This is a genomic window from Treponema putidum (assembly GCF_000755145.1).
GTDB classification, from domain to species: domain Bacteria; phylum Spirochaetota; class Spirochaetia; order Treponematales; family Treponemataceae; genus Treponema_B; species Treponema_B putidum.
The window spans coordinates 2197685-2215703 of the sequence record NZ_CP009228.1 but is presented as its reverse complement, the minus strand read 5'-3'; the positions used below and the strand labels follow the sequence as shown (position 1 = coordinate 2215703).

Genomic DNA, 18019 nt, shown 5'->3' with positions numbered 1-18019 from the left:
AAGTAAAAACTTTTACAAGGAGAAAGAAAATGTTTTTAAAAAGTAAAATCGGTTTATTTAAAAAAGTTTATTTTTATGTCTTTTTTAATTATGGGTAGTTTTGCCGTAGGGCAAAACTTTGATTTGGCAGGCTTCGGATATACGGATACGGTACCATGCCCCTATTTTATAGAATTCCAAAAAGGAAACAAGCTCGAAATAAGCTGGTATAATGCAAATCAGGAAAAGATAAAAAAGCTCTACACCTACAAAAAAAAGTACATAGGTAGGTTTCCCTTATTTGAATTGGATGCCGATATACCTGAAGACCTATATGCAGGCCTTAATCCCGAATCAAAAAATTACTACGGAAATAAATTTATGCTTTTAACAGGATTGGCGAAAAAAACTTTGGGAGAAAATAAGGACGACATTGTAGGCCTCGGCATGCTGCCTTCACGTAAGGGTAAAAAAGCAGCAGACTTTTTTTCTGATTTTCCTATGGGAGGAACAGGAGAATATCCTTGTTTTAATTATGAAAATGTAAGTTCGTATTTTGTCGAAGGATCAAAAGAAGGAAAAAGAGAGTATAAAATAGAAAATTTATCAATTATGGAACAGGACACCCCTTGGGTAGAAGGCGTAGACGGATGGGGTATAGGAGAGACCTTTACAATAAGCACCAAAAACATGTCTTTTTATAAATACATACTCTTGATGAACGGCTATATTTCAGCTTCAAATCCTAAACTTTATGATGAAAACGGAAGAATTAAAAAGATATTGGTTGAGGGAGTTACAAGCGGTAAGAAAAAAGAGTTCACCGTAAAGGATACACCCCACCCGCAAACTATAAACATAAGTTTTTTACCCAAACAAGAAGATGTTAAGGTAACAATATTGGATGTGTACAAAGGTACAAAATACCAAGACACAGCCATTCATTTTATGATTTTGTGGAGAACAGAAGTTATCCCATACGAATAAAACTTTTACAAGGAGAAAGAAAAATGTTTTTAAAAAGAAAAATCGATTTATTTAAAAAAAGTTCATTTTTATGTCTTTTTCTAATTATGGGTAGTTTTGCAGCAACTCTTAATGCTGCAGAAAAGGCAAAATTTATCGTCAATGATGAGCCCTTTATCTTTAGAAATCAAAAGTTAATTCCAACTGAAAAATATACGCCGGAAAAATTACAAAAAAAGATAGGTAAAGCTGACGGCAGTTCAAATAAGGAAAACTTTGGTGAGATTTTTTATAAAGATGAAGGAGTAGCGTTTTCATTTGACAGTAAAAATTATTTTTGCGGATTTAGCTTTTTTTTAACGAAAGAAGATATGTGTCCGGTTAAAATATATGATTTAGAAATCACAAAGAATGATACTTATGAAAGTATTCAAAAAAAGATAAAAGCTCTCAATATTACATACAATCTCTATGAACAAGAAGGTAATAATCATCTCATAGATATGGAGTTTGTGAGCAAAAAATTCGGAAAAGTAAACACAACGATTGTGTGTTCCCGATATGAAAAGCAAAATGTCCTACTTGTTGCAGTAGTATATATGGATATTGCTAATAAGTAACACAGCAATTGATTACAAGGAGATAAAAGAAAATGTGTTTAAAAAGAAAAAGAATATTTTTATTTGTATTTTATTTTGTATTTTTGTAATACAAATATATTCCAATGATGTTAGCGAAGTTAAAATCAATGACGGCCCCATAATATTGCGTGGAAAAAAGTTTGAATTTTATACGGCACACACTAAAGAAGATATTGAAAAGGAATTAGGTAAGCCGACCTTTTATAGGTATAAACCGGGAAGATATGATATTGTGTATGAGGATGATGGATTTATAATTAGCCTTACTAATGACGGTATTTTTGAATATATAGGTATTAATTTCGAGATTGTTCATAGGGCTGATGTAAAGGGACTTATTATCGAAAAAGGTAATACATATTCACAAATTATTAAAAAGCTCGAAAAAAAGAAATTTGACTTTACCGTTACAGATGGCCAAAGTAATGGTATTTCGATAATAGTCAAATTTTTTAATAAAAATATCGGCAATACACAACTTGAAATTTGGCTTCCAGATAAGGAAAATGGTGAAGTTATAGGATTGATATACATCTATGAACAAACAAACCGGTAAGGCGACCTGATAAACAGTTCGGCACAAATGGTGCCGGTCTGTTTATCTTCCATTTTTTACAAGGAGAGAAAGAAATGTCTTTAAAAAGAAAAATCAATTTATTAAAAAAAAGTTCATTCTTATGCCTTTTTTTAATTATGGGTAGTTTTGCCGTAGGGCAAAACTTTGATTTGGCAGGCTTCGGATATACCGGCGGACCTCCGCTTGCTTATTTTATCGAATTCCAAAAAGGAAATAAGATCGAAATAAGCTGGTATAATGCTAAAGAAGAAGAGGTAAAAAAGCTCTATACTTACAAAAAAAAGTATATAGGCCGTTTTCCATTATTTGAATTGGATGCAGATATGCCCGATGATCTATATGCAAATCTTAATCCACAATCAAAAGAATATTTAGGAAATAAATTTATGCTTTTAACGGGCTTGGCGAAAAAAGCTTGGGGAGAAAACGAGGATGCCGTTATAGGACTAGGCATGCTGCCTGCACTCAAAGGCGAAAAAGCATCAGGATTTTTTACAAGATTCCCCACAGGAGGAACCGGAGAAGTACCTTATTTTAAATATAAAAAAGTAAGTTCTTATCTTGTCGAAGAATCAAAAGAAGGAAAACGAGAGTACAAGATAGAAAATCTATGCGACATGAGAGAAGAAACCCCTTGGGTAGAAGGTGTAGACGGCTGGGGTATAGGAGAGTCATTCGTTATAAAAACATGGAATAACAGTGACGATAAATACATTCTCTTAATGAACGGCTATATTTCCGCTTCAAATCCTAAACTTTATGATGAAAACGGAAGAATTAAAAAGATAATGGTTGAGGGAGTTATAAGCGGTAATAAAAAAGAATTCACTGTAAAGGATACTCCTCATCCTCAAACTGTGGACATAAGTTTTTTATCAGGACTGGAGGATGTTAAGATTACCATATTGGATGTGTACAAGGGTACAAAATACGAAGACACTGCTATTCATTTTATGATTTTATGGAGAACAGAGGTTATTCCATACGAATAAAACAGCTTGTTTTCAATTAAGAGTTCCAATGTTCCGTTAAGGACAAAACATGTAAAAAAGCCTTATTTAAGGTTTGCTCCCGTACCTCATCCCGCGAGCCTAAAAATTTATAAGTATGAGTTTTAAAAACAAGAGCTTCCTTTTTAAAAATTTTTAAATCATGTAAATTCGTTGAATCAAAAGTTTCCGGATAAAAAGCAGAACAAACACACACTGTTCCAGGCGGATGCCCTTCAAGACTTGAAGGGCCCGCAGCCCCGCTTACTGCAAGAGAAACAATAGGCACCGGCACAAAAGAAGCATCAAAGAATCTTTTAATAGAACCGAAAGCCATTTCTTCTACGGTTTGTGCACTAACAAGACCAAAGTTTTTTAAAGTTTCCGGACATACGTCTAACAGGCTGATTTTAGCCTCGGCTGTATACACAACATACCCCCCCCAAAACACCTCAGATGCGCCGGGAATTTTTGTAAATTCGGAAGCTATTAACCCGCCTGTTAAAGATTCGCAAGTTATAAGCCTTATGCCTTTTTCTTTTAGAACAAAAAAAACTTTTTTTATAAGCTCAACATCAATCACTAAAATTCCTCTAAACAAAAAATCACTGGCGGCTAAGCTGTTCTTTAAGCTGATCGGACTTTATAGAAAAAAAGTTTTTTTCGGGGAAACTATTGTTTTTAACCATTTTTACGGAGCCTTCAAAAGAAACCTTATCGGCTATCCTAAGACGGCCTGCAGTAATATCCCCCTTAACGGAAGAACCTGACTTTAAATCGACTTTGTCTGCTGCAGAAAGAGAACCTACTACAGTACCTTCAACTACAATGGAGGCTGCTTTTACATATTGAACTCGGCAGTCGGCACTTTTTGATATATGTAAAGAACCTTGAGAATCAATTGCCCCGATAAATTTTCCTTCAATTTGTAAAGTTTCAGAAAATTTCATAACTCCGTCAAAAACCGTTTCTTTTCCCAGTACGGTTACACTCTTTTCTTTATATTTATTGTTTCGTTTCATTTTACCTCCGATCTTTTTTAATCAATTTATTAATTATGATAAAGCACAAAATTACAATTAAAACAATTGTGCAAAATATTCCAAAAAAAATCGCCCAGATAAGAGTAAACGGTTTTATGACCCTCTGTCAATACGGTAACATCTGCAATTAAAATATCCTTAGCAAAGGGGGGAAGCATTTTTTTGATATTTCCGTTTTGATCAATAAAGGCCGTCTGCCCTGAACTTGTCGCTCGTAAAACAGGAAGCCGGTTTTCGACAGCCCTAAAAACTGACATAGATAAATGCTGATACTGACTTACGGTACTTTGAGCCCAAGCATCATTTGTAAGGTTAATTATTATATTAGCGCCTTTTTTTTGAAAAAGCTCTTGTGATATAACCGAAACCGTCTTCAAAACAAATAGGTGTCCCAATTTTTAAATTCTTAAATTCAAGAAGATTTGTATCCGTTCCTTTTTCCCAAAAATGCGTATCATTTTCTTTTAAGAATTCATAAACATGCGGAAAAAGTTTTTGATACGGAAAATGTTCAGTAAACGGAACTAAATGGATCTTTCGGTACACTTGAGGCTCAGGAGGCAAAACATTAGTGCTCGGAATAAAGAGCAATGCAGCATTATAATCTATCCGCTTATCATCAAGATTTTCAGATGAGCTTGCTGAAAATTTTTCATCCAAAACTCCTTCATCGCTTCCTATTAAAAAAGGAATTTTTTGACTATCCAAAAAATACAATAATTCTCTTACCAAAAGAGAAGAAGGATTGTAGGCTGAGGAGTATTTATAATGCCATTTTATCCTAGGAATAAAGGCTGTTTCAGGCCAAACTACTAATTCTATATCGGGAAAATTTTTGACGGCTTTTTCGGACAAAAATTTTAGTTCTTCATAATTATTTTTATAGACTTCTAAATTTCCAAGCCATGGGTCTCTGTTAGGCTGAACTAGTGCTATCTTAGTTTTTGGATTTCCGGAAAGATCTATTTTTGTAAAGGCTCCATATAAAATAAATGCAAAAAATGTACCTAACCAAATCATCATAGGCAATTTATATCTTTTATAAACATTTATATTTTTTTCTTTATAAGAGTCAAAAATAAACAAGGCTGTGCAAGATGAAAATAAAACAAGCAAAAAGGATATCCCCCAAACCCCAAAAATTGAAGAAACTCTAATTAAAATAGGAAAATTCCATTGAGTATAGCCCATTATACCGTAAGGATAACCTAAAAAACCTAGGGTGTTTAAATATTCAAAAGCAACCCAAGCTATAGCTTGAAAAAGAAAGGCTCTTTTAAAAAAATAAGAATCGATTATTTTTAAAACAAGGAACAGAAGAGAATAAAGAATACAATACTTTGCAATTATTATATAAATAGCAATAGGATGAAAAAATATTATCCAAAAATTAAAGATAAAATATGAAAGAGCACCGGAAAAGGCGCCCCATAAAAATGAAAATTTTAGCTTAGTTCTTTTAAGTAATAAAAAAAACGGAATAAGGGCTATATATGCAAAAATAGGGAACCCGTTTAGATTCAAATAATTAGGATGCGATAAGGCAAAAAGAATAGATCCTAAAACGGCAAATAAAAAGTTTAAAGAAAAAAATATGAATTTATTTTTCATGATCAATAAGCTCTTGTGTGTCTATTTTGCGCAAAGCTCCTTTAAGCTCTTTGCCGGGTTTAAACCTTATTTTACACCTATCATAAGTTAAAACCTTTTCTCCTGTTTTAGGATTACGGGCATTTTTTTTGCCTTGCAAAACAGTAAAATCAAAAGTACCCAGCCCCCGTATCTCTACAGGGATCCCTTGTTTTAAAAACATCGAAAGTTCTTCCAAAAACAGGTTACTTATACAATTAATCTGTTTAAGCTGATATTGAGAATTTTTACGATAAACGGAATCTATTATGTCAATCTTTGACCGTTTTTTTTTCATTATCATTATAAGAAAATACCGCAAACCCGAACAGGTTTTGCGGTTTTTCTTCATCGTTATTTTGCTTCAAATGAAGCGTTATACAAGAGCTGCATTCTTGACTTTTTGCGGGCTGCCGAATTCTTTGCTAAAATTCCTTTTCGGGCTGCCGAATCAAGTTGACTGGAGAGTTCGCGAAGCAATGCTGCAGCAGTTTCTGCATTCTTAGCATGAACAGCCTCAGTATATTTTCTAGCTGTTGTTCGTACTTTACTCTTGGCAGAACGGTTTCGCATTCGGCGGACTTCACTCTGGTTATGTCTTTTAATCGCAGATCGATTTTTCATTTAAGGTACCTCCGTAATTAATTTAAAACTATAGTTATTGTATATGGCATAATACAGCTGCTTAGATTACACCATATCAATTTTTTTTGCAATAGCTATACGCAATTTTTTTACATCTTCTTCAGGCAAACCAAGGTCGGATGCTGAATCCAAATCCTTTGCAGCCTCAGGATATAAAGCTAATTTAAAATAGGACAAAGCACGCCTAAAATAAACATGGGCTTGGAATTTATTTATTTCAAGTGATTTTGAAAAATATTCAATGGCTTCGTCATCTCTGTTTAACAGAGTTAAAGCTATCCCCACATAATAATGAGAGCGGAAATTTGCAGGATTATATTTACAGCTCTGCAAAAAGTCGGAATATGCTTCTTCATAATTAGCTTGGGCAAAGTAAGCCATCCCTCTATGCTTAAATACAACCGATAGAACTATATCGTTTGGATTTTGTTCAATTATTTTGGTATAAATTTTTTCAGCCTTACCAAAAAGATTTTGATTATGGGCCTCAATTGCAGATAAAATCAAATCATCAATAGTTTCGGCAACCTTCAAATCCTCACTATGATCCGGATTATCATGGTGAACCGTATTGGTTTCGGGCAAGACCATTGCTGTGTGCTCATCAGCCATAGAATAAAATTCTAAGCGTCTTTTTTCAAGTTCGGCATTAAGTTTGTTTTGATAATCGCGAATTTCTTGAAAAATAATATCAGCTAAACTTAAACTTGCATTTATTGAAGCAAGCTTTCTTTTTAAGGGCTGGTCAAAGGGAGAAAACTCCGACTTATATATCAATTCATGTTCAACCTCAGCCCAAGCATCTTGAAGAATAGTTCGAAGCTGTATTTCAAAAATTAAATCCTTGGGTAAGACAAGGCCGACCTTAAATTCTTCAGGTATTTCAAGTAAAAAATGCACAGATTCATACCCAAATTCCCTAAAAGTTCTCTCAGACCCCTTGCGTTCCACTTCTATCACTGTAAAATTTTTTAATAATACAGTCTCAACTTCATTTATATCCTGTAAAAAAGGGCATATGATACGCACTCCCATAATATCTGTAAGTACAGGAAGATCGGAAGTTTCCTTTTTAGGCGGAAATTTTAAAAGCTTAAGATAGTAGCTATTAAAACTTTTTACCCTAGTCTTGTAAGTTGGAGTAGAAGTTATTTTAATTATAGAACGCAAAAATTCCTCTATACGCACTATCAGTACATTTAAATGAGGTACATAAGAGGTATAAGTTTCCCTAAGCTTTTCTTTCTTTGGGAGCCAAGGTACGTCTTCAGACAACATATTTAGTATATTTTTTGAAACAGGACATCAACAACAAAAGCGGCCGAGCTGTCCTCGACCGCTTTATTAATTGTTAAGACTTATTGTTGTTTTTCGGAACCTGCTGAAGGTGTGAAGCCTTCTTCAGTTGCCAACTTTTCCTGTTCTAGGAATCGTAACACTTGAGTTTGACCGAATCTTTCAACTTCAATCTTTTTTCGTTTTAAATCTCTTTCAGTCTGAATACCCCAGATGTCTTCATCAGCAAAGTCTCGTACTGTTGTTAATACGGCTTTGTCATAGATGACCTTAACATCTTTGAAGTATGCAATAGCATCACCGCCGTCATGGGCAGCATCTCTAGTAATTAAAAAGCCTTCAAAAGCTACATGGGGAAGAGATACGGGATAAACGGGATAGAGCCTTAATTCTCTTGCCTTTACATGTGAAACATATGAAGGATTGTTCCATACCATTTCTCTCCAGCCGTCAAACAAAAGGTATCCCATGAAGTATCTTTTAACTACATTGTTTTGATCCCTAAGAAGAACATAAAGACCATGCGGAAAATTCATACCGTAAGTATTTACAGCGATAGATTTGATAACACCGGTATTTCGAACTACACCGTAACCTTCTTCAAATCTTGATTTTCCTGAAGCCTTATCTTCTGCAGTGGCCTCCTGCAAATTGCCCTGATCATCAACCTGAGCCATTTTTTCATAAGCAGGGATTAAGAATCCGGGCTTAATTGTTGCATTAGCATTATGTGCCCATTCGGGGAACATGATACGTACGCCCATCAAAGTTTGGCCAGCGAATTTATCACCTTCATCTCTTACCTTAGATTCCTTAACGGTTGAAGTTTCAACAGAAAGAGGATTCTGAGAGGAAGAATTTAACTTTACTTCCCATTGCTCAATAGCCAAAGATGATCTCATCAAAGCTTTTTGCTGGTCAGTGTAAGATGCTCCGGCTACTTGACCGTAATCCATAACGGTTCTTCGGTTTTGTGTCATCTTACCATTGGTATCAGCGATAATATCGGCATTCAAAAGTGCGAAATCAATAATAATCGCTTCTTCAGCAACAGCGACGGCACCCATCAAAAGAAATGCCATAGCTACAAGTATAAATGTTTTTTTCATTCAAAAACTCCTTTTATGAACTTAATTCATGCCCTGTTATTATAAGTATACGTAATAATTCAATTTTGTCAACACTTTTTTTTGATTTTTAATGTTATTTTTGTAATAATTCATAAATATGAGTGCCTTCTACAAAGATATTGGCAGCTTTTAAGGTCTTACAGTTGGTAAATATATTCTTTTGTAAAAGTCTCTTATTTTCATCCGAATCAAAGTCTTTTTTTATACCTTCAATAAAAGCAGCAGGTAAATCTGCGTACAAAATTCCTTCTTTTACAAAGCATGAGCCAATCTTAGAACCTTCAGGAATAAATGCATAACAATAATGGTTAATAGGCCCCAGCATTAATTCTTCAAAAAAAGCAGCTTCAGGCTCCACTATATTTTGCACCGGAACATAGCGTATTTCGGTCTCAATCTTACCGGTGATGGAATTTTTAAAAAATAGAACATATCGATCATGTTTTTTATTTAAAACCGAGGTAAACAGTGTGATAATTATTATAACGAGCAATAAAGAAGCCGAAATAATCTTCGTTTTTATGTAATTCATCAGTACTCCGAATCAATTATTTTCAAAATTGCTTATAAAAGCAGACAGGCCATTATATATGCCCAAGGAGCATTTTTTCAAGTAGTCGGGAGAATTTAAAAGCTTAATTTCGGTTTTATTACTGATAAAACCTAATTCAACCAAAACACTGGGCATTTTAACATTACGGACAACAAACCATTGATTTGCCCTAATTCCCCGATTGGGGCTTTTTTTTCCGATTTGAGCATCCAAACCGTCCAAAATATTTTGAGCCATTAAAATACTTTCCATCGTAAATTCTTCTTCCATCATTGAATTCAATATAGGATGAATTTCTTTTGGAACAGTGTTTTTATCCACTACTTCACGCCTGTACTCGGCAGGCAGATACCAAACCTCAAAACCGGCCGCCTTAGAGTTAAGAGAAGCATTAACATGGACGGAAACATATAGAATGCTTTCATTTTTTTTCAATTTTACCGAATTTGCCATTTTTACCCTGTCTTCAAGGGTAGGATAGACGTCCTTGTCTCTGGTTAAAAGAATTTTTTTATCGGGATAGGCTTTTTTAAGCATATTGTATAGGTCCAAACTGACGTTTAGAGCTACCGTCTTTTCATTGAGTATTATTGTTTTTTTATTTTCAATATACGAACCGACACAGCCTGGATCACGGCCTCCGTGCCCCGGATCTATCAAAATGACCCCTACCCTATATTTTGTTTCTTTTTGGGGAACCGAAAAAAATGTTTCAAGCTCTTTATACATTTCGCTGCTTATAAAAGTAAGGCCGTCTTTTTGATATGGAGGCGGAATAAAATCGGCTTTTTTGTTATCGAAAATTATAAGACTTTCGCCTATTTTACAGCTTACCTGAGATGAATCCTTCATAAAAATAAGTTCTTGCGAAAGCGGATCCCACGAAATATCAAGGTCGAGCCTTTCTGCGGCATCGGTAACCGAAACACCGGCAGAAAAGGCTTTTAAACAAAGGAAAATTAAGAGAAAAATAGAAAAAAAAGCCCGTTTATTTGCACTATTTTTCATTAAAAAGTTAGATAGTATCAAGACATGCAATGCCCGGGAGGACTTTTCCTTCAAGGAATTCAAGGGAAGCGCCGCCGCCCGTAGAAACATGGCTCATCTTATCGGCAAGATTGAACTTATTTACGGCTGCGACCGAATCTCCGCCGCCTACAATGCTTAAAGCACCTTTTTCGGTTGCAGCTGCTACAAGTCTGGCAGTTTCTTCCGTTCCCTTTGAAAAGGCCTCAAACTCAAAAACTCCTACAGGCCCGTTCCAGACAATCGACTTTGATGCCAAAATAATATCTTTATAAAGAGCTAAGGTCTTAGGCCCTACGTCCATTCCCATAAGATTATCGGGAATATCTATGTCTTCAACTAAAACCGCTTCGGCATTGGGAGAAAAGGTTTCGGAGCATATGTGGTCAATGGGGAGTATTATCTTTACACCCTGTTTTGCAGCCTTATCCAAAAGATTTTTTGCCGTATCCATATAATCTTCTTCAAATAAGGATTTACCGATCTTTTTTCCTTGAACTTTTAAGAAAGTGTAGGCCATTCCTCCGCCGATAATTAAGGAAGAGGCATTTTTTAAGAGGCTTTCCAAAACAGCGATTTTGGAAGAGACCTTTGCTCCTCCTATAATTGCCGTCATGGGCTTTGCAGGGTTATTTAACATCGGCTCAAGATATTTAATTTCTTTTTCCATAAGAAAGCCGGCTACCCTTGTATTTACAAAGTTTGCAATTTCGGCTGTAGAAGCATGGGAGCGGTGAGCTGTTCCAAAAGCATCATTTACATAGATGTCGCCGTATAGGCTTAGCTCTTTTGCCAAGATTTGCTGCTCAGCCTTTTCCTTTGAAGTTTCCTCTTTGTGGAAGCGGGTGTTTTCAAGCATAAGGATTCCGCCATGAGGAAGGGCTTTTACCCTTTCAAGCTGCCCCATGCAGGAGGGAGCAAAATCAACCGGAAGTTTAAGAAGGCCGGATAAGTATTCTGCAACAGGCTTCATCCTGTGCTTTCCGTTAATGTAAGATTCTTCATCAAAGGGTTTTCCGTCTTTTTCGGCCTTTTCCTTGGCTTTTTTTGCATCCTTTGAAGGATCGCCCAAATGGCTCATCAAAACAAGACTTCGAGCTCCTTGTTCCAATATATATTTTATTGTAGGAAGAGCCGCCCTAATCCTCGTATCATCCTGCACTACTCCATCCTTCATAGGAACATTAAAATCGACACGCATTATTATGCGTTTATCTTTTAAATTTACATCTTTTACAGTCTTAATCATATTACCTCCAGATATTTTTATTTTATACAGCCTCGATTACCTTCCCTTAAATTTAACTTTACTCGTTTTCTTTTTTGAATTCGATGAAATCTATTTCAACCCCGTTAGGATCTACAGCAGTTAAAATCTTTTTACCGTCTTTTGCGGTTCTTGGGGGAGCCGTTATGCGGACATTCTTAGATTTTAGGTATTTTTCAGCCTCGCTTATCTGATCAACCTGAATCGTAAGAGAAAGGCGGCTGCCGTTTTGGGCTTTTGGAACATCATGGCTTATGAGCTCAAGATTCATTCCGCTGTCGGGTTCCGTTAAAAAAGCAATTCTTTTTCCCGGAGCGGCCGACATCATATAATTAAAAGTAAATCCAAGTACTTTTTCATAAAACTCAAGTGATTTTTCCATTTCATCCGTGCGGATGGCAACACTGTTTAAAAACATTTGTATACCTCTTAAAAAAGTATAACATAATCATTATCATAAGTCAATTGAAAGTCAACATGAAAGTCAAGATGATGTAAAAATTTTATGTTAACATGATGTGTCATTTTAGCCGTAAAATTAAAAAACAAAATGCGGGGACTTGACTTTTTTTTTAAAATAGCTTACGCTTAAGCCAGTGTTGTATTGCGTAAACTTATCGATAAATTTAAAAGCTTATATGATACAACCAAATGAGAATTTTCTCAAAAAAAATATTGTTCCGTAAACTTTAATAAAATTACGGAAAAGGAGAATCACATGAAAAAACTTATTTTTGTTTTTTTATTGGCTGCATTGATTGCAGCACCTTTGGCTGCGCTGGATCTTAGTGCCGGCGGCGATTTCAGCTTTGCTCATATGTGGAGTACATTACAAAGAGAAAAGGCAAAAAATACAGATTCTATGAACCTTTTAGGTTTTAACGGTTTCTTTGATGCCGAGTATGTAAGAGCAGGCTTAGGGCTTAATTTCAGTGTAGGCGGCGTAACAGTAAAAGCGAACGATGGTGAAGGAAATTCTAGTTCTGACACTGATAATAAGTTTTCCTTTACAAATTTCCGCCTCTCGGTTTTAGGTAAATACCCCTTTACTATTGCCGAGATTGTAAAACTTTATCCATTACTAGGTCTGGAAGCAGATTTTAACGTTTCCGTTAAGTATGACGGTAAAGATGTAAAAAAGGACCTAAAAGATGAGCAAAAACAGGATTATAACCATTACTACCTCGTTTTAGGTGCAGGAGCCGATATCACTGTTTCAGGCAATCTTTTTGTAACCCCCAAGGCAACTTTCGGCTTTGATTTGACAGAGAGCTCATATGTAAAAGACGCAAAGAAAAATGATTCAAAAGTAAAAGGCGGCCATCCAATGAAGTTGGAATTCGGTGTAGGCGTAGGATATAAGTTCTAATTTTACACTAATCCTTAAAAAGCTCCATCTATAAAGATGGGGCTTTTTTATGTCTTCATAAAAAATTTGGTTAAATCTAAGGTAAACCTATAAAAAACTGAAGCTTTTAGAGGTTCCATTTACTTGAAAAAAAAGCTCTTATCGGCTAAAATACTTTTATGAAGATTACGGAAAAGATTTTAATTGTGGATTTCGGAGGTCAGTATAATCAGCTCATAGCAAGGCGTGTGCGCGACCTAAATGTTTATTCCGATATTGTGCCGGTTTCAAAGGCCCTTGACTACATAAGGGAAAATAAGCCCATAGGTATTATTTTTACGGGAGGGCCTAACAGCGTTTATGAAGAAAAAGCTCCCCTGCCCCCAAAAGAAATTTTTGACTTAGGTATTCCGATTTTGGGCATTTGTTACGGTATGCAGGCCATGGCTCATTGTCTAGGCGGCAAGGTAGAAAAAAGCTTAAAAAGAGAATTCGGCAAAACCTTAACAAAATTCGACACAGGTATTCCGCTCTTTAAAAATATAAAAGATAAATCTTCGGTTTGGATGAGTCATGTAGACTGCGTTTCACGCCTGCCTGAAGGCTTTGTTTCGGCAGCTCAAACGGCAAATACAAAAAATGCGGCAATGGCAAATAAAGAAAAAAAACTTTACGGCATCCAATTCCATGCCGAAGTTGAACATTCCGAAGAAGGACAAAATATAATCAAAAACTTTTTGTACAACGTTTGCGGTGCTAAGGGCGATTGGAATATGAAAAACTTTTTGGCCGAGGCTATAAAAGATGTACAAAATACCGTAAAAGACGGCAAGGTGCTTTTAGCCCTATCGGGAGGAGTAGATTCTTCCGTGCTTGCGGCTCTTTTAAATAAGGCTGTCGGTAAAAATCTAACCTGTATTTTTGTGGATCACGGCCTTATGCGCAAAAACGAGGGAGATGAGGTAGAAGCGGCCTTTAGGGATACTCCAATGAATTTTATCCGCGTAAATGCGGAAAGCCGTTTTTTGGGCAAGTTAAAAGGCGTTTCCGACCCTGAAAAAAAACGCAAAATAATCGGTGAAGAGTTTATCCGTGTTTTTGAAGAAGAAGCTAAAAAAATCGGAACGGTGGACTTCCTTGCCCAAGGCACAATTTACGCCGATGTAGTTGAAAGCGGTAGCAAGGGTTCCGCCGTCATAAAAAGCCATCACAATGTGGGAGGTCTTCCCGATCACATAAGTTTTAAGTCCCTAATTGAGCCCTTAAAAACGCTTTTTAAGGACGAAATAAGAAAGTTAGGAACGGAGCTTGGCCTCCCCGATTATCTGGTACACCGCCAGCCATTCCCGGGTCCCGGCCTTGCCATAAGAATTATGGGCGAGATAACCGAAGAAAAGCTGGATATTTTAAGGGAAGCCGATGCTATTTGGCGAAGCGAACTTGAGCGGGCAGACATAAAAAAGGATTTGAGCCAGTATTTTGCCGTTCTTACATCCACAAAGACGGTGGGTGTTATGGGAGACTTTAGAACCTATGACTACACCCTCGCCCTGCGTGCAGTAAAAACCTCGGACTTTATGACAGCCGATTGGGTACGCATCCCCTACGAGGTTTTGGACAAGGTTTCTTCCCGTATCATAAACGAGGTAAAGGGCATCAATCGAATAGTCTACGACATAACCTCAAAACCGCCTGCTACGATTGAGTGGGAGTAGAGTAACAAAAATGTTTCTTCCGTAAAATCGTTGAAAATACAATATTACAACGGTTTACGGAAGCAAAAAGCTCCTTAGTGATACTGTTTTGATACTAAAAATGAGAAAAAGTAGGTTTAAAAGGAAGTTGTTGAATTTAGATAAATTGTTTAGAAAGCTTTCCATCATTTTGGTGGGAGGCTTTTGTGGAAATAGTGGTTGATAAATTTGAATTTACCTCTATTTAGACATACAAACTGTTGACAACAAAGCTCCTATATAGTATGATTTGATAAACTACTATATAGGAGCTTTTGTATGGAAATGAATGGAGGATTTCTTGTCACCAAAATAAAACAGCTTGGAGACCGGATCTTTGAGAGGATTCTCAGTGAAAAGAATATTGATGCGTTCAATGGAGCCCAGGGGCGTATTCTTTATGTGCTGTGGCAGGAGAATGGAATCCCGATTGGGTCACTATCGATCAAATGTGGATTAGCGATAACTTCTCTTACGACGATGCTGGAAAGAATGGAAAATCAAGGGCTGATAAGCCGCGTTCAGTCTGAAACGGACAAAAGGAAAATACTCCTATTTCTGACTGAGAAAGCACATGCCTTAAAGGACGAGTACAATTCTGTATCTGATGAGATGGGCAGTATTTACTACAAAGGTTTTTCAGAGGAAGAAATTACCCGGTTTGAGGAATGCCTCGACCGTATCAGAAAGAATCTTGAGGAGTGGCAGAAGTCATGAGTATTTGTATCAAAGATCAGATTCAAAACATGAATATCGTCATCGGCTGCACAGTGGGGTGTGCATATTGCTATGCCCGCAACAATGTGAAACGCTGGCATATGATTGATGACTTCGCTGACCCTGAATTCTTTCCGGGTAAGCTCAAGATGATGGAAAAGAAACGTCCGCAGAACTTTCTTCTTACCGGCATGAGCGATCTCTCCGGATGGAAGCCGGAATGGAGAGACGAGGTATTTGCAAAGATCCGTGAAAATCCACAGCATCAGTTCCTATTCCTTACCAAGCGCCCCGATCTTCTGGATTTTGATACAGATTTGGAAAACGCATGGTTTGGCGTTACGGTGACGAGGAAAGCAGAACTGTGGCGTATTGACGCGCTTCGGGAAAATGTCAGAGCAAAACACTATCATGTTACCTTTGAACCGTTATTCGACGATCCCGGTTCAGTTGACCTTTCCAGAATCAACTGGATTGTTGTCGGCACCATGACCGGAGTTCTGAGCAGGAAGGTTCATACGGAGCCGGAGTGGGCATGGTCTCTGACGGACCAGGCACACGAGCTCGGCATTCCGGTGTTTATGAAGGAAGACCTTGTCTCTATCATAGGGGATGAAAATATGATTCAGGAAATGCCGGAAGAATTCAATAAAGTGTTGGAGGTACAGAGATCATGGCAGAAGTAATCGATGGAATCCTCATTAGTGAGGTGGAAACAAAGAACATCATGACCAAATCCAGTCTGCCGGTAGGCGGTTACTCGGTCAATCCCTATGTAGGCTGTACACATGACTGCAAGTATTGCTATGCTTCTTTTATGAAGCGCTTTACCGGACACAAGGAGGAATGGGGCACTTTCCTTGATGTGAAGCATTGGCCGGAAATTAAAAATCCGAAGAAATATGCCGGACAGCGGGTGGTCATCGGTTCTGTGACGGATGGCTACAATCCACAGGAGGGGCAATTCGAGAATACCAGAAAACTTCTGGAGCAGCTGATCGGCAGTGACGCAGATATTCTAATCTGCACAAAGTCTGATCTTGTGGTACGGGATATCGATCTGCTGAAGAAGCTTGGACGAGTAACCGTTTCATGGTCGATCAACACACTGGATGAAAATTTTAAGAACGATATGGACTCTGCTTCGAGCATTGAGCGTCGTATCGCTTCTATGAAGCAGGTATATGACGCAGGGATCCGTACAGTCTGTTTCGTATCCCCGGTATTCCCCGGTATCACGGACTTTGAAGCGATCTTTGAGCGGATAAAGGATCAGTGCGATCTGTTCTGGCTCGAGAATCTCAATCTTCGGGGCGGTTTCAAGAAGACGATTATGGATTATATCGCTGGAAAATATCCTGATCTTGTACCGCTTTACGATGAGATCTATAACAAGCATAACCGCAGCTACTTTGAAGCGCTTGAAGTAAAAGCTGAGGAAATGGCTAAGAAGTATGATTGTCCCTTTGTGGATAATGAAATGCCTTATGGCAGAGTCCCGCAGGGACATCCGGTGATCGTGGATTATTTCTATCATGAGGAAATCCGAGGGACAGAAAATACCGGAAAAAGGAATCGTTAAACAGAAATTGACCGAGCTCTTTGAACGAGGGAGACTCCTTGTCCGAAGGGCAAGAAGGTGCAACCGAGAAGACTTAGAACAACTCCAGTTTGTCTAAAGCATCAAACAGCATAAAAAGCACATGACTTTAAGATTGTAAAATCTTTCAGCTATGTGCATTTAATGAGCAAAGAATAAAAGACTATCAAACAGGAGCATATGAAAGGGCAGGTGGAGTAGTCGATCCACTTCCTGAAGATGCACCTCAGTTTGTAAAAGATTATTATGCTTATTATAAGACAGAGCGTGGTTATCATAGCAGGTCGCTTAATTCCAATGAGGGATGGAATACTGTAGGGATGATATCTTTTCTAAACCAACCAATTCTACAGTATAGTAATGAAATCCGTAGTGCTGTACTTATCGTTCATGGGGATAAGGCACATAGCTATTACTTTGGAAAAGATGCCTATGAAAATATGATAAAAGACATGCAAATAGATGGCACTGTACTTGATGTTGAATGGGAAAACAATAATACTGTAAAGGAACTAAAGGAAGAATTAAAACAAGGAGAGGTAACCATCCGGTTATCTAAATATAGCGATTTCGAGCAGGTAGGAGAATTGGGTAAAACTTACTCCTCATCTGATAAAAGAATTACAGCAGAAGCCGGAGATATAATGCTGTACTCCGGAAACAAAATAGTTGTATTTTATGGAGCAAACACATGGGAATATACTCGAATTGGGAAGATTAAAAATTTAAGCAAGGAAGAAATAAAGCGATTATTAAGCAATAGTGATGTGGTATTAAAGATAAAAATGGAATGATTATGATAGTAATATTTTTAGTATCACTATTGATACTGTTTTGATACTAAAAACCTCTAAAACCACAAAAAATAGGTATAAAATGT

General features: G+C 37.0%; 21 protein-coding genes and 1 pseudogene. 10 read left to right on the top strand and 12 right to left on the bottom strand.

Annotation, left to right across the window (positions count from 1 at the left end):
• The first annotated feature begins 29 nt into the window (after window positions 1–29).
• From JO40_RS10180 to JO40_RS10165, 4 genes and pseudogenes are all read left to right on the top strand, one after another.
• Window positions 30–966: pseudogene (locus JO40_RS10180) on the top strand (NADase-type glycan-binding domain-containing protein).
• Window positions 967–989: 23 nt separating this feature from the next.
• Window positions 990–1565, top strand: coding sequence for a hypothetical protein (locus tag JO40_RS10175; RefSeq protein ID WP_044979241.1), 576 nt, complete (start codon window positions 990–992; stop codon window positions 1563–1565).
• Between the two features lie 34 nt (window positions 1566–1599).
• Window positions 1600–2142: a hypothetical protein gene (locus JO40_RS10170; protein ID WP_044979240.1), complete on the top strand. Its 543-nt coding sequence runs from the start codon at window positions 1600–1602 to the stop codon at window positions 2140–2142.
• Window positions 2143–2216: 74 nt separating this feature from the next.
• Window positions 2217–3155, top strand: coding sequence for an NADase-type glycan-binding domain-containing protein (locus JO40_RS10165; RefSeq protein WP_044979239.1), 939 nt, complete (start codon window positions 2217–2219; stop codon window positions 3153–3155).
• Between the two features lie 16 nt (window positions 3156–3171).
• Here JO40_RS10165 and JO40_RS10160 read toward each other — a convergent pair whose 3' ends face one another.
• The 12 genes from JO40_RS10160 to JO40_RS10110 all read right to left on the bottom strand — a co-directional run bounded on the left by JO40_RS10160 (window position 3172) and on the right by JO40_RS10110 (window position 12159).
• Window positions 3172–3735 (bottom strand): CinA family protein, encoded by a 564-nt coding sequence (locus tag JO40_RS10160; RefSeq protein ID WP_044979238.1) that lies wholly within the window; start codon window positions 3733–3735, stop codon window positions 3172–3174.
• Window positions 3736–3757: 22 nt separating this feature from the next.
• Entirely contained in the window at window positions 3758–4174 is a 417-nt protein-coding gene (locus JO40_RS10155) for a bactofilin family protein (RefSeq protein WP_044979237.1), read from the bottom strand.
• Between the two features lie 29 nt (window positions 4175–4203).
• Complete coding sequence (locus JO40_RS15090; RefSeq protein ID WP_276324833.1) at window positions 4204–4572, bottom strand: nitrilase-related carbon-nitrogen hydrolase; 369 nt, start codon at window positions 4570–4572, stop codon at window positions 4204–4206.
• Window positions 4520–5806 carry an apolipoprotein N-acyltransferase gene (gene lnt, locus JO40_RS10150; protein WP_276324832.1) on the bottom strand — a complete coding sequence of 429 codons (1287 nt, stop codon included), beginning with the start codon at window positions 5804–5806 and terminating at the stop codon, window positions 4520–4522. Before lnt ends, JO40_RS15090 begins: the two co-directional genes overlap by 53 nt.
• On the bottom strand, window positions 5796–6122 hold the full coding sequence (locus tag JO40_RS10145) for an HU family DNA-binding protein (RefSeq protein WP_044979794.1): 327 nt from the start codon (window positions 6120–6122) through the stop codon (window positions 5796–5798). The genes lnt and JO40_RS10145 overlap by 11 nt, the downstream gene beginning before the upstream one ends.
• A 56-nt stretch (window positions 6123–6178) precedes the next feature.
• Window positions 6179–6448: a 30S ribosomal protein S20 gene (gene rpsT / locus JO40_RS10140; protein ID WP_044979236.1), complete on the bottom strand. Its 270-nt coding sequence runs from the start codon at window positions 6446–6448 to the stop codon at window positions 6179–6181.
• 66 nt (window positions 6449–6514) lie between these two features.
• Window positions 6515–7747, bottom strand: a complete 1233-nt coding sequence (locus JO40_RS10135) for a RelA/SpoT domain-containing protein (RefSeq protein WP_044979235.1) — start codon at window positions 7745–7747, stop codon at window positions 6515–6517.
• Window positions 7748–7827: 80 nt separating this feature from the next.
• Window positions 7828–8874: a flagellar filament outer layer protein FlaA gene (locus JO40_RS10130; protein WP_044979233.1), complete on the bottom strand. Its 1047-nt coding sequence runs from the start codon at window positions 8872–8874 to the stop codon at window positions 7828–7830.
• A 94-nt stretch (window positions 8875–8968) separates the two neighbouring features.
• On the bottom strand, window positions 8969–9427 hold the full coding sequence (locus JO40_RS10125; protein ID WP_044979232.1) for a GerMN domain-containing protein: 459 nt from the start codon (window positions 9425–9427) through the stop codon (window positions 8969–8971).
• Window positions 9428–9439: 12 nt separating this feature from the next.
• Window positions 9440–10456 carry an N-acetylmuramoyl-L-alanine amidase gene (locus JO40_RS10120; protein WP_044979231.1) on the bottom strand — a complete coding sequence of 339 codons (1017 nt, stop codon included), beginning with the start codon at window positions 10454–10456 and terminating at the stop codon, window positions 9440–9442.
• A gap of 7 nt (window positions 10457–10463) precedes the next feature.
• Window positions 10464–11723 (bottom strand): phosphoglycerate kinase, encoded by a 1260-nt coding sequence (locus tag JO40_RS10115; protein WP_044979230.1) that lies wholly within the window; start codon window positions 11721–11723, stop codon window positions 10464–10466.
• A gap of 58 nt (window positions 11724–11781) precedes the next feature.
• Entirely contained in the window at window positions 11782–12159 is a 378-nt protein-coding gene (locus JO40_RS10110) for a VOC family protein (RefSeq protein WP_044979229.1), read from the bottom strand.
• Window positions 12160–12459: 300 nt separating this feature from the next.
• Here JO40_RS10110 and JO40_RS10105 point away from each other — a divergent pair, with 300 nt between their 5' ends.
• From JO40_RS10105 to JO40_RS10080, 6 genes are all read left to right on the top strand, one after another.
• Window positions 12460–13110, top strand: coding sequence for a TDE1717 family outer membrane beta-barrel protein (locus JO40_RS10105; RefSeq protein WP_044979228.1), 651 nt, complete (start codon window positions 12460–12462; stop codon window positions 13108–13110).
• A 158-nt stretch (window positions 13111–13268) separates the two neighbouring features.
• Complete coding sequence (gene guaA / locus JO40_RS10100; protein WP_044979227.1) at window positions 13269–14804, top strand: glutamine-hydrolyzing GMP synthase; 1536 nt, start codon at window positions 13269–13271, stop codon at window positions 14802–14804.
• A 297-nt stretch (window positions 14805–15101) separates the two neighbouring features.
• The gene (locus JO40_RS10095; protein WP_044979226.1) at window positions 15102–15539 is read left to right on the top strand and encodes a radical SAM mobile pair system MarR family transcriptional regulator; all 438 of its coding nucleotides are present in this window, start codon (window positions 15102–15104) and stop codon (window positions 15537–15539) included.
• Window positions 15536–16225, top strand: coding sequence for a radical SAM mobile pair protein A (locus tag JO40_RS10090; protein ID WP_044979225.1), 690 nt, complete (start codon window positions 15536–15538; stop codon window positions 16223–16225). Before JO40_RS10095 ends, JO40_RS10090 begins: the two co-directional genes overlap by 4 nt.
• Window positions 16213–17121, top strand: coding sequence for a radical SAM mobile pair protein B (locus JO40_RS10085; RefSeq protein WP_044979224.1), 909 nt, complete (start codon window positions 16213–16215; stop codon window positions 17119–17121). Before JO40_RS10090 ends, JO40_RS10085 begins: the two co-directional genes overlap by 13 nt.
• A gap of 338 nt (window positions 17122–17459) precedes the next feature.
• Window positions 17460–17933, top strand: coding sequence for a cyclophilin-like fold protein (locus tag JO40_RS10080; protein ID WP_010697472.1), 474 nt, complete (start codon window positions 17460–17462; stop codon window positions 17931–17933).
• Window positions 17934–18019: the final 86 nt, after the last annotated feature.